Source organism: Alteromonas sp. 1_MG-2023, assembly GCF_030547075.1.
Classification (GTDB): Bacteria; Pseudomonadota; Gammaproteobacteria; order Enterobacterales; family Alteromonadaceae; genus Alteromonas.
Window position 1 is genome coordinate 65,431 of sequence record NZ_JAUOQH010000014.1, and the last position, 21,848, is coordinate 87,278.

At 42.8% G+C, this 21,848-nt stretch carries 20 protein-coding genes and 1 pseudogene; 13 read left to right on the plus strand and 8 right to left on the minus strand.

Annotated elements, in window-relative coordinates; all coding sequences use genetic code 11:
• Nucleotides 1–8: 8 nt before the first annotated feature.
• Nucleotides 9–803, plus strand: a complete 795-nt coding sequence (locus Q4561_RS14820) for a M48 family metallopeptidase (protein WP_303461590.1) — start codon at nucleotides 9–11, stop codon at nucleotides 801–803.
• A gap of 83 nt (nucleotides 804–886) precedes the next feature.
• Here the strand turns inward: Q4561_RS14820 and Q4561_RS14825 are convergent, their stop codons facing one another.
• Nucleotides 887–1,729 (minus strand): mechanosensitive ion channel family protein, encoded by an 843-nt coding sequence (locus Q4561_RS14825; protein WP_303461593.1) that lies wholly within the window; start codon nucleotides 1,727–1,729, stop codon nucleotides 887–889.
• A gap of 819 nt (nucleotides 1,730–2,548) precedes the next feature.
• Between Q4561_RS14825 and Q4561_RS14830 the strand changes: the two genes are divergently transcribed.
• From Q4561_RS14830 to ruvX, 4 genes are all read left to right on the plus strand, one after another.
• A complete protein-coding gene (locus Q4561_RS14830; protein ID WP_303461595.1) occupies nucleotides 2,549–3,277 on the plus strand; it encodes a 16S rRNA (uracil(1498)-N(3))-methyltransferase in 729 nt (242 codons plus the stop codon).
• 210 nt (nucleotides 3,278–3,487) lie between these two features.
• Nucleotides 3,488–4,441: a glutathione synthase gene (gene gshB / locus Q4561_RS14835; protein WP_303461596.1), complete on the plus strand. Its 954-nt coding sequence runs from the start codon at nucleotides 3,488–3,490 to the stop codon at nucleotides 4,439–4,441.
• 44 nt (nucleotides 4,442–4,485) lie between these two features.
• Entirely contained in the window at nucleotides 4,486–5,052 is a 567-nt protein-coding gene (locus Q4561_RS14840) for a YqgE/AlgH family protein (RefSeq protein WP_303461598.1), read from the plus strand.
• Nucleotides 5,045–5,479, plus strand: coding sequence for a Holliday junction resolvase RuvX (ruvX, locus tag Q4561_RS14845; RefSeq protein WP_303461600.1), 435 nt, complete (start codon nucleotides 5,045–5,047; stop codon nucleotides 5,477–5,479). Before Q4561_RS14840 ends, ruvX begins: the two co-directional genes overlap by 8 nt.
• Nucleotides 5,480–5,720: 241 nt before the next feature.
• Here ruvX and Q4561_RS14850 read toward each other — a convergent pair whose 3' ends face one another.
• From Q4561_RS14850 to Q4561_RS14860, 3 genes are read right to left on the minus strand one after another with little or no spacing between them, the layout of a single operon-like run.
• Entirely contained in the window at nucleotides 5,721–6,035 is a 315-nt protein-coding gene (locus Q4561_RS14850) for a DUF2007 domain-containing protein (RefSeq protein WP_303461602.1), read from the minus strand.
• Nucleotides 6,036–6,040: 5 nt separating this feature from the next.
• Nucleotides 6,041–7,153 carry a PilT/PilU family type 4a pilus ATPase gene (locus Q4561_RS14855; RefSeq protein ID WP_303461604.1) on the minus strand — a complete coding sequence of 371 codons (1,113 nt, stop codon included), beginning with the start codon at nucleotides 7,151–7,153 and terminating at the stop codon, nucleotides 6,041–6,043.
• A gap of 9 nt (nucleotides 7,154–7,162) precedes the next feature.
• Nucleotides 7,163–8,206, minus strand: a complete 1,044-nt coding sequence (locus Q4561_RS14860) for a type IV pilus twitching motility protein PilT (RefSeq protein WP_303461606.1) — start codon at nucleotides 8,204–8,206, stop codon at nucleotides 7,163–7,165.
• A gap of 24 nt (nucleotides 8,207–8,230) precedes the next feature.
• Between Q4561_RS14860 and Q4561_RS14865 the strand changes: the two genes are divergently transcribed.
• From Q4561_RS14865 to Q4561_RS14890, 6 genes are all read left to right on the plus strand, one after another.
• A complete protein-coding gene (locus Q4561_RS14865) occupies nucleotides 8,231–8,917 on the plus strand; it encodes a YggS family pyridoxal phosphate-dependent enzyme (protein WP_303461608.1) in 687 nt (228 codons plus the stop codon).
• Between the two features lie 54 nt (nucleotides 8,918–8,971).
• Nucleotides 8,972–9,793, plus strand: a complete 822-nt coding sequence (gene proC, locus Q4561_RS14870; RefSeq protein ID WP_303461610.1) for a pyrroline-5-carboxylate reductase — start codon at nucleotides 8,972–8,974, stop codon at nucleotides 9,791–9,793.
• 21 nt (nucleotides 9,794–9,814) lie between these two features.
• Complete coding sequence (locus Q4561_RS14875) at nucleotides 9,815–10,354, plus strand: YggT family protein (protein WP_303461612.1); 540 nt, start codon at nucleotides 9,815–9,817, stop codon at nucleotides 10,352–10,354.
• 25 nt (nucleotides 10,355–10,379) lie between these two features.
• A complete protein-coding gene (locus Q4561_RS14880; RefSeq protein WP_303461613.1) occupies nucleotides 10,380–10,820 on the plus strand; it encodes a DUF4426 domain-containing protein in 441 nt (146 codons plus the stop codon).
• Between the two features lie 283 nt (nucleotides 10,821–11,103).
• A complete protein-coding gene (locus Q4561_RS14885; RefSeq protein WP_303461614.1) occupies nucleotides 11,104–12,042 on the plus strand; it encodes a transposase in 939 nt (312 codons plus the stop codon).
• Nucleotides 12,043–12,408: 366 nt separating this feature from the next.
• Nucleotides 12,409–14,430 carry an NADPH-dependent 2,4-dienoyl-CoA reductase gene (locus Q4561_RS14890; RefSeq protein WP_303461615.1) on the plus strand — a complete coding sequence of 674 codons (2,022 nt, stop codon included), beginning with the start codon at nucleotides 12,409–12,411 and terminating at the stop codon, nucleotides 14,428–14,430.
• Between the two features lie 102 nt (nucleotides 14,431–14,532).
• Here Q4561_RS14890 and Q4561_RS14895 read toward each other — a convergent pair whose 3' ends face one another.
• From Q4561_RS14895 to yaaA, 4 genes and pseudogenes are all read right to left on the minus strand, one after another.
• Entirely contained in the window at nucleotides 14,533–14,868 is a 336-nt protein-coding gene (locus tag Q4561_RS14895; RefSeq protein WP_303461617.1) for a VOC family protein, read from the minus strand.
• 598 nt (nucleotides 14,869–15,466) lie between these two features.
• Nucleotides 15,467–16,417 (minus strand): annotated as a pseudogene (locus Q4561_RS14900) (polysaccharide lyase family 7 protein); the annotation flags it as partial.
• 920 nt (nucleotides 16,418–17,337) lie between these two features.
• Entirely contained in the window at nucleotides 17,338–17,982 is a 645-nt protein-coding gene (locus tag Q4561_RS14905; protein WP_303461619.1) for a glutathione S-transferase family protein, read from the minus strand.
• A 76-nt stretch (nucleotides 17,983–18,058) separates the two neighbouring features.
• Nucleotides 18,059–18,835: a peroxide stress protein YaaA gene (gene yaaA, locus Q4561_RS14910; protein ID WP_303461620.1), complete on the minus strand. Its 777-nt coding sequence runs from the start codon at nucleotides 18,833–18,835 to the stop codon at nucleotides 18,059–18,061.
• A 288-nt stretch (nucleotides 18,836–19,123) separates the two neighbouring features.
• On the opposite strand from yaaA, the gene tal reads away from it, so the two are divergent.
• Entirely contained in the window at nucleotides 19,124–20,083 is a 960-nt protein-coding gene (tal, locus tag Q4561_RS14915; RefSeq protein WP_303461621.1) for a transaldolase, read from the plus strand.
• A gap of 18 nt (nucleotides 20,084–20,101) precedes the next feature.
• Nucleotides 20,102–21,751 carry a glucose-6-phosphate isomerase gene (gene pgi, locus Q4561_RS14920; protein WP_303461623.1) on the plus strand — a complete coding sequence of 550 codons (1,650 nt, stop codon included), beginning with the start codon at nucleotides 20,102–20,104 and terminating at the stop codon, nucleotides 21,749–21,751.
• Nucleotides 21,752–21,848 lie beyond the last annotated feature (97 nt).

Genomic DNA, 21,848 nt, shown 5'->3' on the forward strand with positions numbered 1-21,848 from the left:
ATTACAATATGAAGTTGAGGTTTACCGCATCTATCGCCGCCGTAGCGCTTGCGTTGTCAGCTTGTGCCACATCCCCCACAGGTCGCAATCAAGTGCTGTTGTACTCTGAATCTGAATTGGAGGAAATGGGTGACCAAGCATTTAGCGGAATGAAAGAAGAGCTTAAAATCTCGAACAAGGCTGTTCAAAATAGTTATGTTGAGTGCGTGGCTAATGCGATTACCGCCAAAGTGCCCACCAACGTGTTTGACGGGGTTTGGGAAGTCGTGGTTTTTGATGACGAACAAGTAAACGCATTCGCGTTACCTGGGGGCAAAATTGGCGTTTATACCGGTCTATTGAATGTAGCGGAAAATCAGCATCAGTTAGCCGCGGTAATTGGCCATGAAGTAGGCCATGTAATAGCCGAACATGGTAATGAGCGTATGTCACAATCAACACTTATCAATATGGGCACGCAAGCTGCCGGGGCTGCACTAGCCATGAATGAAGTGTCTCAAAGTGCCCCCATTATGGCTGCCATCGGTTTAGGGTTACAGGTTGGTGTTCAACTACCGTTTAGCCGTACACATGAATCTGAAGCCGATATTATTGGTCTGCAGTTGATGGCAATGTCGGGCTTCGATCCGCGCCAGTCGGTAAATCTATGGCAAAATATGGATGCGGCAAGCAACGGCGAACAACCTTTAGAACTGTTATCTACTCACCCTGCTCCGCAAACCCGAATCAGTAACTTGCAAGCTAATATGAATGCGGCCTATGCCGATTATCAGGCATCGCCGAGTAGGCCTAACTGCGGATAGTTTTTTAACTATTCAGCCACATGAAATTTTAGCCAAAAAAAACGCCACATTAATGTGGCGTTTTTGTATCAGAAAATAAAAACTTATTCGCTGTCGTTCTTGTGAAGATGCACATCCATTTGTGGGAATGGAATTGAAATACCTTCTTGGTCGAAACGAAGTTTAACTTGCTCAGTGAAGTCAAACTTAACGCCCCAGAAGTCAGACGCTTTACACCATGGACGAACCACGAAGTTAACGCTGCTATCAGCTAATTCAGAAACGGCAACCGTAGGGGCTGGTTCGCTAAGAATACGCTCATCCGCACGCACCATTTCGTTAAGAATTTCTTTCGCTTTACGCAAGTCAGCGTCGTAACCAATACCAACAACCATATCAACACGACGGGTTTCTTTCGCCGAGTAGTTGGTGATGTTATTGCTATAAATACCGCCGTTAGGAACAATAATTTCTTTATTATCTGGCGTAGTCATAGTAGTAGTAAAGATACCAATCTTGTTAATAGTACCTGCTGTACCGCCCGCCTCAACAAAATCACCTGATTTAAACGGCTTAAATACTAATAGCATTACACCGGCAGCAAAGTTTTTAAGTGAATCTTGTAGTGACAAACCAATGGCTAAACCTGCCGCACCTAATATGGCAACAAGTGATGTAGTATCGACACCTAGCTGGTTTAACGACGCCACGATAACAAACAACATCAAAATAGCGCTAATGATGGCTTCTAAGAAATCCACCAACATTGCATCATACTTTGATTTTGCCATTAAACGGCGGAAAATAGATAAAATGAATCCTACAACGATTCGACCGATAACGTAGATGACAATCGCCATGGCAATGTTAATGCCCCATGGAATTGCATAGTCGTTAATATAGCGTTCTACATCACTCGATGAGAATAATGATAAGTTTTCTTCCATAATTTTGTCCTTGTTTTATCAAACGTTGTTCAAGCGAATGTAAGTTAGCAGGCTTTTAGATTAAGGCCAATAACTTTAGGGCTTTAAGGGCAATTTTTGGTCAAAAGTCTAACGCTTACGCGCCTTGAAACGCTAAAATGTTAGCCTAAAGTCGACTTTTTAACTGATTATTTTTTCTTCAATATAACTTTCGAGCTAAATCTGTGTTTTGTCGTAATTTCGTCATTAGGATGTCATTTAAAGATGACAATCTTGAAATTGCTTCGCAGTAGTTTACCGCTAAGTAGTGAGTCGGCCTCAAAGGACTAATGAAAAAAAACTTACGAGAATTGATGATTTTTTAGACCAATTGGTGTAATGTTTTTTGTCAAATAAGCAGGATGCTTTAAATAGTCTGCATAGCGCTGAAAATACATTCTAAAAAGAATGTGAACCGGTTATGACATTAGTCTGTATTTCTATTGTCATTTTTGTACAGCTTAGCAAATAGAATAAAAGGAATAATCTATGTTTTACTTTATATTACTGGCAATTATCGTAGCAGCATTGTTCTTATATTCATTAAGAACAGATAAAGGCGAACATACCAAATATGCTCGAAAAGACGGGCAAGCTTTACCTCCTCAGAGAAACGAAACACAAAACACATCTTCAACACCTTCGGCTGCGTAAATAACTAAAGTTTTTTCCACGCAGGCAAAAATGATGAAAAAAGTAGTATTTTATAACGCATTGTAGCGGTTTTCCGCTGCGATGCGTTGCATCAACTTGCCCTAGCCACGTATCATATCCAGATTATCCGCCATTATTAGTTATCCAATGCGCATACCAAGAATTTACTACCCCAACCCTATTCCACTGGAAGAAGAGTTTCAGTTAACCGAAGATGCTGGGCATCACATTGCAAGCGTGCTTCGGCTGAAAGCAAATCGCCCTATCGTACTTTTTAACGGTGACGGTAACGAGTACAGTGCACAAATTATTAATGTACAGCGGAAAAAGGTTTTTGTTGAAGCCGATGCGTGTCTATCTTTATCAAAAGAGTCGCCACTAAGTATTCATTTAGGCCAAGGGGTGTCTAAAGGTGACAGAATGGATACTGTTCTGCAAAAGAGTGTAGAACTCGGTGTATCTGAGATCACGCCTATTTTGACAGAGCGATGTACGGTTAAGTTAGATGAAGATAGGTGGGACAAAAAGCTGCAGCAATGGCAAAAGATTATCATTGGTGCGTGTGAACAAAGTGGCAGAAATACCTTACCAACACTTAATCCCCCTGTTGCGTTAAATAAATGGTTATCTGAATCCACAGCGAGCACGCGATTGGTATTAGCGCCTGGCGCAGAAAAGCCGCTAGCGAGACAGCCATATAATACCCAAGGTTTTCGACTATTAATTGGTCCTGAAGGTGGACTTTCTGAAAGTGAAATTCATCAAGCTAACGAGAGTGGTTTTACGTCGTGTAGCCTAGGCCCTCGAATATTACGTACTGAAACGGCAGCAATTAGTAGTATTAGTATATTGCAAGCCCAGCACGGCGATTTATAGTTCGTGTGGTTAGTGGTTTTTACAGGTTAAGTATTGGAAACTTTGCGTATTCCAATACTTGAACTAAATACTGAGTGCCCCCACTTACGTTTTAACGGTTTATATACTAAAACCAGCTTCAACTTTTATATGCGCCAACAGTAAAATAGCACCAACACTGCGTAGACCTGTTGCCTACTTATCTACCTATATCAAAGAGTGAGAACATACATGCACTACACCCTTGGCGTGATTATGGATCCTATCGCGGTGATCAAACCGCATAAAGACACCAGCCTAGCAATGATGCTTGAAGCCCAGCGCCGTGGCGCAACCGTACTGTACTTCGAACTCAAAGATATCTATATAAATAACGGTAAGCCAATGGGGTTGGCTAGAACGATAACTGTTCGAGATCAAGCCACAGACTTTTATACACTAGGTGAAGAACATACGGTTTCACTTGGTGATATTGATGTATTGCTTATGCGTAAAGATCCTCCTTTCGACAGCGAGTTCTTATATGCTACCCATATTTTGTCGCTTGCCCAAGATGAAGGCGCCTTAGTTGTTAATAACCCGCAAGCCCTGCGTGACTATAACGAAAAACTATTTACGTCGTTGTTTCCTGACCATATCCCTAATACGCTGGTAACGAATAACCAAAAACTTATTCGTGAGTTTCACGCTAAACACCAAGATATTATTTGTAAGCCACTTGATGGGATGGGCGGCACATCAATTTTCAGAGTGAAGCCAGATGGGAATAATTTGGGTGTTATCATTGAAACGTTAACCAACCTGGGCAAACGTTACATGATGGTGCAAGAATATTTGCCACAGATTAAAGACGGCGATAAGCGTATTCTTATTGTTGATGGCGAAGTCATTCCTTATTGCTTAGCCCGATTACCCACCAAAGGGGAAACTCGTGGTAATTTGGCTGCTGGCGGAACCGGTAGACCTCAAGAGATTTCAGAAACCGACCGCGCGTTAGCTGAAGCAGTTGCACCGACGTTACGAGACAATAATATTTTATTTGTTGGACTAGACGTTATTGGCGAAAAAATTACAGAAATAAACATTACTAGCCCAACCTGCGTAAGAGAAATAGAAGGTCATTATAATATTAATATTATGGCCTCGTTATTCGACGCAATTGAGAAACGCCTTTCAAACAAATAGCGTTTTGGGCACTAAAAGTATGTGAGTGAGAAGTTGAGGAAAAAATGACAGAACTGAAAAGCTTACAAAACCACTTTCTAGTAGCGATGCCGTCGCTGGATGATCCTTATTTTTCTCGCTCTCTCACTTATATTTGTGAACACAATAAAGACGGTGCCATGGGGTTGGTGATAAATCAGCCTTCCACCATGAACTTGAAAGAGTTGCTTGAGCAAACCGACAAAGATTTAACTGTTGCAGAAGATAAAGCCGAGCAAATTATTCTGGCTGGCGGACCGGTAAGCCAAGAGCGAGGTTTTGTACTGCATTCCAATCAAAGTGGTTGGGACTCTACATTAACGCTATCGCCAGAGGTTTCAATTACTACGTCAAAAGATATTTTATCTGCGATTGGCACCAATACTGGCCCTGACTCATCAATTATTGCATTAGGTTATGCTGGCTGGACTGCAGGGCAACTTGAACAGGAAATGCAAGATAACTCATGGCTAACTATAGAAGCCGACGAGGATATTCTATTTAACACGCCTATCCATAAAAAATGGCAGGCAGCGGTTAATAAATTAGGTGTAGATGTGTGGCAACTTGCCCCTGGGATTGGACATGCCTGATATCGGTAGCAGAACTATACTCGCGTTCGATTTCGGCACTAGAAGTATTGGTGTGGCGGTTGGACAAGAAATTACTGGAACAGCCTCACCGCTTGCAGCACTCAAAGCCCGAGATGGTATTCCAGATTGGAATGTAATTGAGAAGCTTTATGAAGAGTGGCAACCGCATCTTATTGTAGTTGGTTTACCTCTAAATATGGACGGTACAGAGCAGGAAGTGACACAGCGTGCCAAAAAATTCGCTAACCGCTTACACGGCAGATTCAAAGTGTCGGTAGATTTATGTGACGAAAGACTCACCACAACAGACGCAAAGTCTATGCTTTTCGAACTTGGCGGCTATAAAAAGCTAACCAAGGAAAAAATAGACAGCGTGTCTGCCTGCGTAATTTTCACCAGCTGGGTAGAAAACCAATACGGCGACTAGCTATCGCCATTTCTTGGACACCCACCTTTTTAATCCCCAAAAACGCCTTTTAATTAAGCCTCTTTCTCAGTATCGACAATTGGACAGCCACAGTTAATAGCAACAACGCAATTCCCTGCGTTGGAGGCTGCTCCATTTCTTGTGCATTTATTGGAGACCCATTGTAGATAGTTGGACACACACAATTATCTTTTCTTGGACACCCATCGCAATAACTATTTAAAACTAATCAGATGTACCTTTAGGGCCTACTCTCTCCACATTGCCAGCACATATCAAAAGCAGCACCGTTAGGTTCATTACAACCTGAGCATACCCAAGGAAATTGCTGAGGTGCTTGATGGCTGTCCATAAGCGAACTCACCACTTTATTCGCTCGAACAGACCAAGACTCGTCAACCAACCAAAGTTCAGGTTGTGATTCTTGCCATGGCAACTCACCCATAGCCCCTCCAGCAAATTCATTTTTGACTAAATAAGGGATGGAGAGCGCATCTAATTCGCTCTTAACCGACTGAATCAGAAAGGGGTCTGGTGAGGTAAACAGCTTGATCAATAGCTTTAGTCATCCATATCTATTGAGACATTAGACAAAGTTCCAAGGCTTGAACCTTCACTGGAATCGAGCTTTATCATTAACCGGAGATCGTTAGGGGAATCAGCATGATGTAATGCCTGGTCTAAATCGATTTCTCCTTCTCGATATAAGTCATAAAGCGCCATATCGAAGCTTTGCATACCCAATTCTTTGCCCTTTTTCATAGCTTCTTTCAAGCTACCAATTTCATTGCGCTGAATTAAGTCTCGTACCAACGGAGAATTTAAAAGAATTTCAATTGCCGCAACCCTTCCCTTGCCATCTTTTGTAGGAAGAAGTTGTTGGGCTACAATCGCTCTAATGTTTTGGCTTAAGTCAAAACGTAGTTTGTCGTGTTGATCTTTTGGAGCCAAATGCATAATACGTTCAATTGCTTGGTTAGCGTTGTTTGCGTGAAGTGTCGCTACGCACAAATGCCCCGTATCGGCGAAAGACATGGCATATTCCATGGTCTCCATCGAACGTATTTCACCTATAAGAATAACGTCTGGTGCCTGTCGCAATGAGCTTTTCAATGCATCGTCAAATGAGTGGGTGTCTATACCCACCTCACGCTGTGTTATTACACAAGACTTATGTTCGTGCACAAATTCAATGGGATCTTCTATAGTGAGTATGTGCCCATAAGAATTACTGTTTCTATGGCCTATCAGTGCCGCTAAAGACGTTGATTTACCTGTGCCTGTACCACCTACAAAAAGCACTAAACCTCGTTTTGACATAATGATGTCTTTTAATACTGAGGGTAAACCTAAATCATCCACTTTAGGGATTTCGGTTACAATTCGACGTATTACCATGCCGGCCTGGTCTCGTTGCCAAAATGCCGAGCAACGAAAACGCCCTAATCCTTCCCTTACGATGGCAAAGTTGCATTCTTTGGACGAGTGAAAGGCTTCTTTTTGCTTATCATTCATCGCTTCATGAACAAGCGCTAACGCTTCTTCATCGTTAAATTTGTTTTCAGAGACTGGCGTTAGTTTACCGTGAACTTTGGCGCTAACAGGGAAACCTGCGGTAACGAATAAATCGGAAGCAGACTTCTCTACCATTTTTTCTAAAAAGCTATCTAGCATTGTTCGTCCTTAGAAATTGCTCATAGATTGTTTATCTTTCGATTTAGCCGCGGCATCTTCTTTGGTAATTGCCCCCAACGCCAATAAACGTTGTAGGCACTGATCCATAGTTTGCATGCCCGTAGCTTGCCCTGTCTGAATAACAGAGTACATCTGCGGAACTTTATCTTCACGAATAAGATTTCGAATTGCAGGAATACCCACCATAATTTCGTGGGCCGCTATTCGCCCTCCCCCTACTTTTTTCAGTAGTGTTTGAGAAATTACTGCCCGAAGTGATTCTGACAACATAGAACGCACCATCGCTTTTTCTTCAGCGGGGAATACATCAATAATACGGTCAATGGTTTTAGGGGCCGAGTTGGTGTGCAAGGTGCCAAATACAAGGTGGCCAGTTTCAGCCGCTGAAATGGCTAAGCGAATGGTTTCCAAATCCCGTAATTCACCAACAAGGATAACATCTGGATCTTCACGTAATGCAGAGCGAAGTGCGTTACTAAAAGAGTGGGTGTCTCGATGTACTTCCCGCTGGTTTATCAAGCTCATTTTATTTTCATGCACGAATTCGATAGGATCTTCAATGGTAAGAATATGCTCTCGTTTATGCGAGTTTATATGATCGACCATAGCAGCAAGCGTCGTACTCTTACCTGAACCCGTGGCGCCAGTAACCAGAACAATGCCAGTAGGTTGGTTTATTATCTCTTTGAATATTTCAGGCGCACCTAGATCATCAAGCGTGAGTACGGTGTTAGGGATAGTACGAAGAACCGCTGCCGCCCCGCGATTTTGCACAAAAGCATTGACACGAAAGCGCGACAAGCCGCTAATTTCGAATGAGAAATCGGTTTCCAAGTTCTCTTCATACTCTTTGCGTTGCATGTCGTTCATTATTTCATAAATAAGTGCATGTACTTGTTTATGATCTAAGGCGGGTACATTAAGCTTACGCATTTCTCCGTCTACGCGGATTAGAGGCGGCAGACCCGCTGATAAGTGCAAATCTGACGCGTTATTTTTAACGCTGAAAGCCAAAAGTTCGGTAATATCCACAACAACTCCTTTAAAAGGTGAACAATGCAAACAATAGCAGAAAGACTCAATAGTGCACGACAGGATGTGCGCCTAGCCACTGCCAACGCTAATCGTCCACCAAATTCAGTTAAATTGCTAGCCGTGAGTAAAACAAAACCGGTATCGGATATTATGGCAGCGTATGAAGATGGACAACGTACATTCGGTGAAAACTATATACAAGAAGGCGTTGATAAAATACAACACCTATCGGAATTTAACGATATTGAATGGCATATGATTGGCCCTGTTCAATCAAACAAGACTAAAATAGTTGCTGAGCATTTTGATTGGGTGCAGTCGGTTGATAGAGAAAAGATAGCTCGCCGCTTGAATGAGCAACGCCCGGAAAGCTTGCCGCCACTTAATGTTTGCATTCAGGTTAATATTGACGATGAAGCGAGCAAGTCTGGCGCAAAGCCAGAGGAAATTGATGAACTGGTTAAATTTATCAGCCAACAAGACAAACTTTGTTTACGTGGACTTATGGCAATCCCTAAAGCCAATCCGGACAACCATGAACAAGCGAAAAGCTTAAGCGCTCTAAAGGAATTGTTCGACCGATACCATACAAACTTGACCAATTTTGATACCCTGTCCGTAGGAATGAGCAGTGATATGCAAAGCGCCATCGCTCACGGTTCAACTATGGTGAGAATTGGCACTGCAATATTCGGTTCACGCAACTAATTTAAACGTTATTCACTTAACGCGGTTAGTTTTTCAACGTACAAGAGGATTCATATGCAACAAAAGAAATTGGCATTTATAGGCGCAGGAAACATGAGCCGCAGTATCATCAGCGGTTTAATTCAATCCGGCTATGATAAGACACGCATCTTAGCCAGTAACCCGTCTACGCCTAAACTTGACAAGTTAAAAGAAGATTTCGGTATTCAAATTACCCAATCAAATGATGAAGCTTGTCAGTTTGCCGATGCTATTGTGCTAGCCGTGAAACCCCAATTAATGGGTGATATGTGCGCTGAACTTCAAAAGAAAAACGATTTATCTGACAAGCTTTTCCTAAGTATTGCAGCTGGCCTACCTGTTTCTCGGTTACAGGAAATGCTTGGAGGGGATTACCCTGTAGTGCGTATTATGCCGAATACGCCGAGTTTACTCGGTAAAGGTATGTCGGGCATGTATGCCGATAGTACCGTGTCAGAAGATAACAGAACTTACGTTGATGATGTAATGAACAGCGTAGGGGAAACGGTATGGGTTGAAGAGGAAGATGGTATTAACGGCGTTATTGCTGCAGCGGGCAGTAGCCCTGCTTATTTCTTCTTGTTTTTACAAGCTATGCAGGAAGAAGCCATCAATATGGGCTTCGACAAAGCGCAGTCTCGCTTAATGGTGCAACAAGCCATGTTGGGTGCCGCAGAAATGGTTTGTCACAATCCTGACCTTGAATTAAGTGAACTTCGGGCCCAAGTTACCTCTAAGGGCGGAACGACTGCAGCGGCAGTCAATACGCTTATTGACGAAGGTTTAAATGATACCGTAAGTAAAGCGATGCGCGCTGCGGTAGCTCGCGCTGAAGAAATGGCAAAACAGCTTTAACGTTTTTAGGAACATCAAAACATGAATGCAACGGTTTTTCTGGTAGATACACTATTTGGTTTGTATTTAATGGTGGTTATCTTACGCCTGTGGTTGCAATTGGTTAGGGCTGATTTTTACAACCCTATGAGCCAATTTATTGTAAAGGCCACACACCCAATTGTGGGGCCGTTGCGCAGAATAATCCCTTCTATTGGACGCTTCGACACCGCTACTTTCGTGCTAGCTTTAGTTGTTGCTGCGTTAAAAATAATTACTCTGTCACTTATGGCTGGCGGGACGTTAAACCCGCTAGGCATTGCAATCTTTGCGCTGATAGAAGTGGTAAAAGAAACTCTTTCCATCATGTTCTGGGTGCTCATTCTACGGGCTATTTTAAGCTGGGTTTCGCAAGGGCAAACGCCTATCGACTACCTACTCTACCAATTAACTGAACCTTTCTTGGCTCCCATTAGGAAAGTTATCCCACCTTTGGGTGGGTTAGATTTGTCGGTGCTCATTGCCATTATTGGGCTGCAATTTTTGCAGTTACTCCTTCAAGATACGTTCAGGTTCTTTTAAAAACCTGATCCAGTAAGGTAATGATATGAAAAAAGTTAGCGCAATAATATTTGGTTTGATTGGAAGCTTAGTGCTAAGCATAGGCAATTTAGCGCATGCCGAACAAAAACAGCAACTAGGCGAGTGGGATGTACATTACATGGTAGTAAGTACTCCCTTTCTTACGCCCGATGTTGCTGCATCTTATGGCATAGTGAGAAGTAAGTTTAATGCTTTGGTTAATATTTCTGTGCTAGATGCTGTAACAGGTACGGCTCAACGAGTATCAGTTTCTGGTACCGCCAAAAATTTAATAGGCACAACTAAGACACTCACTTTTAAGAAAGTAGAAGAAGGTGACGCTATTTATTACCTAGCAGTGCTACCTTTTAGAGACAGAGAAAACTACCGATTTAGTATCGATGTACAACGTGGAAATACGTCGCACACCTTAAATTTCAAGCAAGAAATGTTTGTTGATGATTAAGACGCAAGTCAGTAAGTCTTCGATGTGATTTTTCAAAAATGATGAACGGCGAGTGTATGCTCGCCTTTTTTGTGTCTGCCCCAAAAGCTGGACACCCACATAATATAGAATTAGATATAGCAAACGTTCGACACTTTATATAACTTGTCACTATCGAACTTATAGAACTGGACACTCACAGATTCACCAAATAGAATTTTCCCTCAAACTATCCCCTAGTCCAGTATATTTAGCTTATTGATTAACTCATTATCTCAACATCTACTTTAGGTTGAGTACCCATATGCCGCGCCCAAGAAAGTCTTTAATTTGTCTACAAAATACGCCTTATTATCACTGTGTATCCCGGTGCGTGAGACGAGCATTTCTATGCGGCGCAGACCATTACTCAGGAAAGAGTTATGAGCACCGGCGTAAGTGGGTAGAAGACAGGCTGATGAAATTGGCAAGCATATTTTCAATTGATGTATGCGCCTATGCCGTGATGAGCAACCATACTCACCTTGTATTGCATGTGGATAGAAATGAAGCGTTATCGTGGACAACCGAAGAAGTATTAACTCGTTGGCATTCATTGCATAAGGGGACTGTACTGACCCAACAATTTATGCAAACTTCACAACGTGTAGCTCTTACGGAAGCCCAGATAAGTACGGTCATCTCAATGGCAAACATTTATCGACAAAGGTTGTACGATATTAGTTGGTTCATGAGGCTACTTAATGAACACATTGCTCGTGAAGCTAACAAGGAAGATGAATGTACTGGACGCTTCTGGGAAGGTCGATTTAAATCTCAAGCATTGCTTGATGAAGCCGCGCTGGCGGCATGTATGGCCTATGTTGATTTAAACCCGCTTCGAGTAGGCCTGGCGGATACACCAGAGTCATCTGAATTTACTAGCATAAAACGCAGAGTGAACGCTGCTCAAGTTGGAAAGCAACCAAAGTTCTTATACCCTTTCGTGGGAAGCTCATATCAAAGCACAAAAGGAATACCTTTTAATTTAGAGGACTATCTGACCTTAGTTGATGAGACAGGTCGAGTTATTAGCGCGAATAAATCTGGTGGTGTAGTTCAAAGTACATCCACTATATTGCAACGTACAGGTTTATTCCAGATAGATTGGAACAACATGGTCACCGGAATTGAGAAAAAGTTTTCAACCTCTATTGGCCTTTCAATAGCGAAGCGAAGGCTCACCCACCTCCAAGCTGGATGATTTTACTCAATTTCGTTTTCTCCCTTCCTTTTCAACCGGGCAGAGATAGTAGATTACTGCTGTGGGTAGCTGCGCGTTCGAATACCTCTTTCCAAAAGATTTTTGTCGAAACTACCTATATAGAATTGCATTAACTCGCCAAATTAAGCTTTCAATTTTTATACTTCAAGCCTCGTTGTTCACCTAATGTTGTAATAAAATACGCATTCAAAACTGTGAGTGTCCCAATATTTTCTTCTATTTTTGCTGTATCAATCCTTTACCCCCAAAGCATACTGGTAAATAATCTTAAGATACTGGTCGGGCAAGTTTGTGGCTGTCCGAATAAAACTAGTTGTCCGAATAAAAATTATAACGAGAATAACCATGACCAACGCATATCCCCACCTACTTGAACCATTAGATCTCGGCTTTACCACGTTAAAAAATCGCACTTTAATGGGCTCGATGCACTTAGGCCTTGAAGAAGAGAAAGGTGGCTTTGACAAGCTTGCAGCCTTTTATGCAGAGCGAGCTAAAGGTGGTGTGGCACTTATCGTAACGGGTGGGATCAGCCCTAACATTTCTGGCTGGGTAGCCCCTTTTGCAGGAAGAATGACAGCCAAGCGTCATGCTAAAAAACATAAAGTGATTACTGAGGCTGTACATGCAGAAGGCGGTAAAATTTGTATGCAAATTTTGCACTCGGGTCGTTACGGATATCACCCTCTAGCAGTATCAGCTTCCCCAATGAAGTCGCCAATTACCCCTTTTAAACCAAGAGCTCTATCCTCAAAAGCTGTGACAGGCACAATTAAGGACTACGTAAATTGTGCTGCTCTTGCTAAGGAAGCTGGGTACGATGGTGTGGAAGTGATGGGCTCTGAAGGTTATTTAATTAACCAGTTTTTAGTAAAGCGAACTAACCATAGAGACGATGAGTGGGGTGGGTGTCTAGAAAACAGGGTCAAAATCGCGGTCGATATTGTCAAAGGTATCCGTGAAAAGGTAGGCACTGATTTCATCATTATTTATCGCCTATCAATGCTGGATTTGGTTGAAGGTGGCGCAAAATGGAATGATGTTGTTTATCTTGCAAAAGAGATAGAAAAAGCCGGTGCTACGCTGATCAATACAGGTATTGGTTGGCATGAAGCTCGCGTACCAACTATCTCTACTTCTGTGCCACGCGCAGCGTTCACGTGGATAACACAGCGGATGAAAAAGGAAGTATCGATACCGCTTGTTACCACTAATCGAATTAATACACCTGAAGTGGCGGAAAGCGTCTTAGCCGATGGTCATGCTGACATGGTGTCAATGGCGCGGCCATTTCTAGCCGATTCTCAATTTGTAGCCAAAGCGATGCGCAATGAGTCTCAGCTAATTAATACCTGTATTGCATGCAACCAAGCATGTTTAGACCATGCATTTGAACAAAAACGTGCTAGCTGTTTAGTCAACCCTCAGGCCTGCTACGAAACAGAACTCACCTTTACTCCGGTAACGCATAGTAAACAGATTGCAGTGGTGGGAGCTGGCCCTGCAGGTCTTGCATTCGCTATGTACGCTGCAGATAGAGGGCATAAAGTCACCCTATTCGACAAAGCAAGTGAGCTTGGTGGGCAATTCAACTATGCGAAACAAGTACCTGGAAAAGAAGAGTTTTACGAGACTATTCGCTACTTTAGCAATCAACTTGAGCGCACCGGCGTTACAGTAACACTTAATACCGACGTGACCTGTGAACTTCTCACTGAAAGTGGTTTTGATGAGGTTGTCTTAGCTACGGGTATTAACCCTAGAAAGCTAACTATCGATGGTGCAGACCATCCAAAAGTCATGAGTTATATCGATGTGTTACGCGACCACAAGCCTGTGGGGCAAAAAGTAGCTATCGTTGGGGCGGGTGGCATCGGGTTCGATGTAGCCGAGTATTTAGTTGAAGACAAAGAACTATCGCTCAACACTGATAAGTGGCTGTCTCATTGGGGAATTGATAAGAACTATACCAATGAAGGCGCGCTTACTGAGAAAAAATATACTCCATCAAGTCGAGAGGTATTCTTACTGCAGCGCAAGACGTCTAAAGTTGGTAAGGGCTTAGGCAAAACGACTGGCTGGATCCACCGCCAATCATTGAAGCTTCATAATGTGCAAATGGTAAATGGTGTAAGTTACGAAAAGGTTGATGATGAAGGTTTGCATGTACTAATTAATGACAAACCTAAATGCTTAGCTGTAGACAACGTTATCGTGTGTGCGGGACAAGAACCGTTCAAGCCTTTGCAGGCGCCGCTGGAGGCTGCCGGTGTGAGTGTCCACATTATAGGTGGAGCCGATGTCGCCGCTGAATTAGACGCAAAGCGAGCTATTCGCCAAGGTGCTGAGCTAGCCGCTAAAATCTAAAGGTGAAAACTTTAAGGTGGGTGTCTCAGTTTAGTTTTATAAAAAAGAAGGGAAGCTAATTAGCTTCCCTTCTCTATATTTCTCATATTTCTTATATATTTACTAAAATTGGTCGAACATAATAGTGTTCCCATCAGGATCTTTCACGACGCAATGCCCTGGCCCTTCTTCGCCTTTAACTGGCACATCTATTTCAATGCCTTTGTCCATTAAGCGCTGCTCGAGTTCGCGCACGTCAGCGGGGTTGAAGGTTAAAATATTGCCTTCAAACATGCCCTCGAACAAACCAATCATGGTTTGCCCACTTTTCATGATAACCCACTTTTCTTCCACCGAACCGCATGACGGCATTGCCTCAAAGCCAAGTGTTTCATAAAACGTTTTCGAGGTGGCTATATCACTGACTGCTAAACTTAACGAAAAAAGCCCAGGTTGCACTGTGTTCTCCTAAGAACCTAACAGAATGAATTACATACTGTAGATAAGTGCACGAGCAAGATCACGGCAATTGGTCGCAAAGCGTTCAATTATTCTACAATAATTAGTGCTGCCACTCTTTTGTTAACACAACCGCTTCACCGTCCTCTACCTTCACTTCTTTACGCGACTCTTTACCTTGACTGTCCACAGCATAGAACTCATATACGGTTACTCCGGTGCCATGCTGAATACTCTCAATAATGCGTTTGGCTTCGAAATCAGGTGAAGATTTTTTTAATGCCCCACTAACATTTTCAGGCAACTGCGACCACTCAAGGTCTCTTTGTACTTCTACTACTTTCCATTCGTCAGCCACTTGTAGCATATCGAACTCAATTTCTCTACCATCGGCTAATACGCCTTCAACATCAAGATAAGTCTTGCCATGCTTTAGCTCTTTTTCCACTTCATTTACTGTGAAAGATGGCTCAATAGCTTTGATAGCGGTTAATGCATTGGCTGGAACCTCACTAATACTCATACTTACTTTTTCGTTTAGCGTGGCACCAATTTTAGCTTGCTCACCGTGATTAGCTTTTGGCGCAACGCTCTCCCCTACTTCCAATCGCGTAAACGTCACACTGGCGTAATCACCGTTAGCTTTATCTTCTTCCCAGTTGCCTGTTCCTAAACACGCCGGATACCAGAAACCTGGATCGTCTTTAGTGCTACATTGGTTATAGGCACCCGCTTTAAAGTAATTCCAATCTAGAGTGTAACCGTATGGATGGTCGTGTTCATCAAGGTTACCGTAAGCGTCTACAGCATTGGCGAGGTTGATTTTGTATTCAACGGTTTCGTGACCTTCAGCTTCGAAGGTTAAATACATCACATCACCGTGCACATTCACTACGTAGCTCAGTGCTTCGCCCAACGCTAGTCCAGCTTCACCCGGATCTTCAGGGTTTGTCCATAAGTTGCCCCACACTGGGTAAGCTATATCTCTTCGATTAGCATCATCTTTTGGAAGGTTTCTTTCGTAAGTCCAAAATACCGAGCCTTTTTCATGGTTAGGCCATTTTTTAAAATAAATTTTAAGCGGTTCGTTACCCCAACCAAAACCTTGTACCTTTTTTTCCCATTTACTGGCATGTATCTGACCAATAACCACGGAATAAGCAGGCGCTTTTTCAGGGTATTTCGCACGAAGGGCTACATGATTCACTTTTAACGTAGCTTCCATCTTGCCGCCTATTCGTCCGAATCGTTTCGCTATAGGGTTGCTCGCTACAGTGAAATTGTTCTTAGGAGACTTAGTTTTAATTCGTGTACTTTTTCCACGTAACATGTGGCGCAGTTCACTTCGCGTATTACTTGAATTCGCGGTTGTCAGCGCTTTGTTTGGAGACGTGAACACCATACCGCCATTTTCGTCTACGTAGAAAAAGTCAGGATGGGAAAAATCTTGGATGTCTTTAACTGACACACTATCCGGCTTTCCATCGTTATTTTCATCAGTCGGCAACGTAATGTTCCACTCACTCAAATCGAATTTATCAGCTGGAACATCATCGGCAATTGCCCCCACACTAAACACTGAAAATAAGAGCATTATAGCCGCATTACTATGGGTTGCTCGTTGAGGAAAAACTCTCATAAAAAACCTCTGCATTTATATTTAAAGCTTAATTTTAGTGTGGTATCTGCGCGATACGGTATTTGTAGCTTTTAAAACTGCAACTAATGGCATTACCAAAATACCATTAAATTTTAGTTGTTGCGCACAAACCAAGAACCACAAAACATTACCAACACTTAAAAAATGTAATACCAATTTAACATTTAAACAATTTAATTACAAAATACTTTCATTTAGTTTATCTGATTGTTTAACTTACAAACCCAAGGTGGCTGGTTCATGTTTGTGTCACTCGACATATAAAATTGCGAGCCGGTGCTCTGAGCTCAATGGTGGGTGTCCATGTTTAAGACGGTTAAGATCTCTAGATATTGTCCATAGACCGGCTCTGTAACGAAAGTTTAGTTTGTCAAAATTTCAGCAACTCATTGGGTGTGAAAGTGTGGGTGTCCATGTTTAAGGAGTGAGCAGGCTTTTATCGTGAAGAGGGTGTTCTGTTAGTCAGCTCAGACCAGCCTGTGCCCAACGGTGCAAAGTTGGGCTAGTTAAGCCGCTAGAAACTAGGCTCTACCAACTAGGCTTTCCCAACTATCAACTAACTTAAGCATCGAATACCTAGGTCTGCACAAAATAAGCACTCGACGCACTCAATGCTTGACTGACTAAGGTAATCAACAAAAGTAAATAATAGATATAATTAACAAAGCCTACCAACAACGTTCTTCAATGTGCTTGAAGGCATCGCGTGCTTCGAGGTAGAAATAAGGCGCGAGTTAACGTCAATTAACTCAAATTAAAAAAGTGTATTCCCGACAAGTCACCTTGCAACTCAACCAGCCTGTTCTACGTCAACCAGCCTGCTCTGTGCTCGACAGGTGGGCCATTTCATTGCGCCATGCCTTTTCGTAAGCGGGGCGTGACAAAACCCGTTCAGCGTATGACTTTACGTTGTCAAATTTAAGGTCAAGGTCACTGCTTTTTGCCCACAACAACACTTGCCCTGATACAACGTCCGCCATAGTAAACAAACTGCCGCATACGTATTCTTTATCGTCTAGGTAATGTGAGAATGCTGTAAGCGCCCGTTCAAACTCCCAGTCCGCGGTTTGCTGCATTTGCGCTATACGATGCTGCTTTGGTAAAGCAAAGTCGTGCTTTACCTTACTCCAAAGTGGTTGCTCTAATTCAGTAACGGCAAATATCATCATTTGCTCATACAGCCCACGTTCAAAAGTACCTGATGCAGGAATAAATTCGTGCATTGCATGCTTTTCGGCTAAGAATGTAACAATGGCAGCTGACTCACAGAGCGCGCCTTCGTCCGATACCAACACCGGTATTTTAGTTGCAGGGTTAAGTGCTTGGAATACAGCGTTAAGATGTTCACCAGCTTTTAAATTGACTACCTTATATTCATAAGGCAAGCCAATTTCTTCCAGTGCCCACGCAACCCTAACCGACCGAGTTTTAGGGAATCCATAAAGTGTATACATTGGTTGCTCCGCGTTTTGCATGTTTCAATTTAACAGTCTATGGCCAAATAGAAACTAAAACGCGGTACACACATTTTTAGGTATCTTGGCGACGTAAAAACACTATTTCTGTAGCTGTGCTTTGTGACTCACTATAAACATAACCTTCACTATCGAAAGCTTCCAACCCTTTCACATCACTCACTTCATGCTCAAGAATATATCTCGCCATTAGTCCACGGGCTTTTTTAGCAAAGAAGCTAATAATCTTGTACTGATCATTCTTGTAATCTTTAAAAATAGGCGTTACCACCATACCTTCAAGTTCTTTTTTCTTAACGGCTTTGAAGTACTCATTAGAAGCAAGGTTAACCAACACGTTGTCACCTTGCGCTTTCATGGCGTCGTTTAGAATCTGTGTAATGCGGCTACCCCAAAACGCATAAAGATCTTTACCTTCAGGGTTAGCTAGCTTGGTACCCATTTCTAAACGGTATGCTTGCATTAAATCTAATGGCCGTAACAAACCATACAGTCCTGACAAAATTCGTAAGTGATCTTGCGCATAGCTCACCGCTTTATTGCTTAGCGTGTTAGCGTCTAGCCCTGTGTATACATCGCCATTGAATGCGTACATAGCTTGGCGTGCATTATCAGTAGTGAATGGGGTAGAAAACTCAGCAAATCGATTAGCATTAAGCGTGGCTAACTTATCGCTTATTTTCATTAACGAAGAAAGGTCAGCAGGTGAAAGCGTACGGCACACTTCCATCAAGCGCTCAGTGTCTTGAAGCATGGTAGGCTGCGTGAAATCATCCACCTTAATGGGGGTTTCAAAATCTAGGTTCTTCGCTGGGGATACTACAACTAACATCTTCGACTCCTTATCTTTTTCAGGCTTTATTGTACCACTGTGAAAAAGTTGAGGTTGAATTTACCGTTAAAAACCCATAAATCAAGGTAACAGAGAAATCCGATTAGCCAGTATTTCCCGTGTCTGCGCTATAAATTGTCACACGGGTTTGGTATAACTATACCCAAATACGCAAATGTTTGAACCTATCAAACAATTAAGCCCTACATACGCAAAAGCGAACCGCTTTACACGACTTGCCTTTCATGCAATTCGTCCGAGTTTTTTAATTTAAGATTAGAGAGAATTATGAGCAATCAGCTAGCATCGTTACGTGAGATTACCACGGTCGTTGCCGACACCGGCGATATTGACGCAATCAAAAAGTACCAGCCTGTAGACGCAACAACAAACCCTTCTTTGTTGTTAAAAGCCGCCAGCTTGCCTCAGTATGCCAGCCTAATCGACGACTCAGTAGCATGGGCTAAACTACAATCATCAGATAGCGACCAACAACTTATCGATGCATCTGACAAACTTGCCGTTGCTATTGGTAAAGAGATTTCAGACTCTATTCCAGGTCGTATTTCTACCGAAGTAGATGCCCGTTTGTCTTTCGATAAAAACGCCACCGTTGAAAAAGCGGAACGTCTTGTACAGCTTTATCAAGATGCTGGCATCGATAAGTCACGTATTCTTATTAAAATGGCGTCAACATGGGAAGGCATTCAGGCAGCTGAAATACTTGAGAAAAAAGGTATTCAGTGCAACTTAACGTTGTTATTTAGTTTTGCCCAAGCGCGAGCTTGTGCCGAAGCAGGCGCATACCTAATTTCACCGTTTGTAGGCCGTATTCTTGATTGGTACAAAAAAGCCACCGGTAAAACTGAATACGCTGCCGATGAAGATCCAGGTGTAGTATCGGTAACCAGCATCTACAACTACTACAAAGAACATGGCTACAACACGGTAGTGATGGGCGCAAGCTTCCGCAACATTGGTGAAATTCAATCGCTAGCGGGCTGTGACCGCCTAACGATCAGCCCAGCGTTATTAGAAGAGCTTGCCAATGAACCTGGCGATCTCACTGTGAAGCTTAAAGACAACGGCGCAACTAAAACACCAGGTGATCGTTTGACTGAGTCTGAATTCCGCTGGGAAATGAATCAAGATGCCATGGCAACTGAAAAGCTTTCGGAAGGTATCCGCAACTTCGCAGCAGACCAAGATAAGCTTGAAGTGTTACTTCGTGAAAAGTTAAGTGCATAAACCATAAGGAATGAATAAATGAGTACATTGACATCATTGCCACAATGGCAAGCACTTAATCAAATTGCAGCTTCGATGAAAGATGCACACATGCGTGATTGGTTTAAGGCTGATCCCAAGCGTGCTGAAAAAATGCAGTTAGAAGCGTGCGGCATTTTTCTTGATTACTCTAAGAACCGCGTAAACGAGCACGCGTTAGGTGCACTTTTCGATTTAGCCCGCGCGTGTAAGTTAGACGACGCTCGCGACGCCATGTTTAACGGAGAGCAAATCAACAGCACTGAAGGTCGTGCGGTTCTTCACACGGCACTACGTAACTTCTCTGATTCACCTGTCATGGTTGATGGTGAAGACGTAATGCCCGAAGTACGGGCCACTCTTGATAAAATTCGTGACTTCACCACACTAGTTCACAGTGGCGAGCATAAAGGCTACACAGGCAAATCTGTGAAGCATATTGTTGCTATTGGTATTGGTGGCTCTTTCCTTGGCCCCAAAATTATGACCGAAGCCTTAAAACCTCATACAGTTGAGACGATTAAGGTGCATTTTGTAGCGAACGTTGACGGCTGCCATATTCATGATGTGTTAACTAAACTCGATCATGAAGAAACCCTTGTTGTGATGTCTTCTAAGTCATTCACTACGCAAGAAACCTTGCAGAATACGCTTTCTACCAAGGCTTGGTTCTTGAAATCTGGCGGTACACAAGAAGATATCGCGAAACACTTTGTTGCCGTGTCTTCAAACGTAAAAGCAGCCACTGAATTCGGAATAGCAGAAGATAACATTTTCCCTATGTGGGATTGGGTTGGCGGTCGCTACTCTTTGTGGTCAGCAATTGGTTTACCTATTTCATTAGCTTTAGGTTTTGATAACTTTAAAGGCTTGCTTGAAGGCGCGTTCGATATGGACACGCACTTTAAAACAGCACCTTTAGAGCAAAACCTACCTGTTTTACTTGGCCTATTAGGCGTGTGGTATCGCAATTTCTTTGATGCGCAATCTCAAGTACTTCTTCCCTATTATCACTACCTTCGTGGCTTGCCAGCTTACGTACAGCAGCTTGATATGGAAAGTAATGGTAAACAAGTCACTCAAGGCGGCGAAGCGGTAGATTACGCTACAGGCCCTATCATTTGGGGTAGTGAAGGAACTAACGGTCAACACAGCTTCCATCAGCTTATTCACCAAGGCTCTGGGGTTATTCCGGCCGACTTTATGTTGCCATTGAATGTGCCTAACCAAGATGACACACATCACGCGATGTTGGCGTCTAACTGTTTTGGCCAAGCGCAAGCACTCATGCAAGGTAAAACCTTCGACGAATGTTATGCCGACCTTGATGGTAAAGGCCTAGATGACGCTGAGCGTAAGCGTTTAGCTGCACACAAAACCATGCCAGGCAATAAGCCTAGTAATACTTTAATGTTCGATAGCCTTACGCCTAAGACACTTGGCGCACTAGTTGCAATGTATGAACATAAGGTATTCGTTCAGGGTGTTATCTGGAACCTTAACTCATTCGACCAATGGGGCGTAGAGTTAGGGAAAGTACTGGGCAACCAAGTACTGGCAGGCATTCAGGGAAATGCAGAAGAAGAAAGTTTTGATGCATCTACCCAACAATTGATTGACCGTTTCAGAGCAGCGAATGCACCAAAATAAGGAAGTACGAGTGATGTAGTCACTCAAATTTGGTGCAAATAATAACTGAACGGCCGGCTTACCCCCGGCCGTTTTTATTGGCAGAAAATAAGCATTA

Coding starts and splice junctions, on each gene's coding strand:
- Q4561_RS14820 (WP_303461590.1), top strand. CDS start 9: ATGAAGTTGAGGTTTACCGCATCTATCGCCGCCGTAGCGCTTGCGTTG.
- Q4561_RS14825 (WP_303461593.1), bottom strand. CDS start 1,729: ATGGAAGAAAACTTATCATTATTCTCATCGAGTGATGTAGAACGCTAT.
- Q4561_RS14830 (WP_303461595.1), top strand. CDS start 2,549: ATGCGCATACCAAGAATTTACTACCCCAACCCTATTCCACTGGAAGAA.
- gshB (WP_303461596.1), top strand. CDS start 3,488: ATGCACTACACCCTTGGCGTGATTATGGATCCTATCGCGGTGATCAAA.
- Q4561_RS14840 (WP_303461598.1), top strand. CDS start 4,486: ATGACAGAACTGAAAAGCTTACAAAACCACTTTCTAGTAGCGATGCCG.
- ruvX (WP_303461600.1), top strand. CDS start 5,045: ATGCCTGATATCGGTAGCAGAACTATACTCGCGTTCGATTTCGGCACT.
- Q4561_RS14855 (WP_303461604.1), bottom strand. CDS start 7,153: ATGCTAGATAGCTTTTTAGAAAAAATGGTAGAGAAGTCTGCTTCCGAT.
- Q4561_RS14865 (WP_303461608.1), top strand. CDS start 8,231: ATGCAAACAATAGCAGAAAGACTCAATAGTGCACGACAGGATGTGCGC.
- proC (WP_303461610.1), top strand. CDS start 8,972: ATGCAACAAAAGAAATTGGCATTTATAGGCGCAGGAAACATGAGCCGC.
- Q4561_RS14875 (WP_303461612.1), top strand. CDS start 9,815: ATGAATGCAACGGTTTTTCTGGTAGATACACTATTTGGTTTGTATTTA.
- Q4561_RS14880 (WP_303461613.1), top strand. CDS start 10,380: ATGAAAAAAGTTAGCGCAATAATATTTGGTTTGATTGGAAGCTTAGTG.
- Q4561_RS14885 (WP_303461614.1), top strand. CDS start 11,104: ATGCCGCGCCCAAGAAAGTCTTTAATTTGTCTACAAAATACGCCTTAT.
- Q4561_RS14890 (WP_303461615.1), top strand. CDS start 12,409: ATGACCAACGCATATCCCCACCTACTTGAACCATTAGATCTCGGCTTT.
- Q4561_RS14905 (WP_303461619.1), bottom strand. CDS start 17,982: ATGTATACACTTTATGGATTCCCTAAAACTCGGTCGGTTAGGGTTGCG.
- yaaA (WP_303461620.1), bottom strand. CDS start 18,835: ATGTTAGTTGTAGTATCCCCAGCGAAGAACCTAGATTTTGAAACCCCC.
- tal (WP_303461621.1), top strand. CDS start 19,124: ATGAGCAATCAGCTAGCATCGTTACGTGAGATTACCACGGTCGTTGCC.
- pgi (WP_303461623.1), top strand. CDS start 20,102: ATGAGTACATTGACATCATTGCCACAATGGCAAGCACTTAATCAAATT.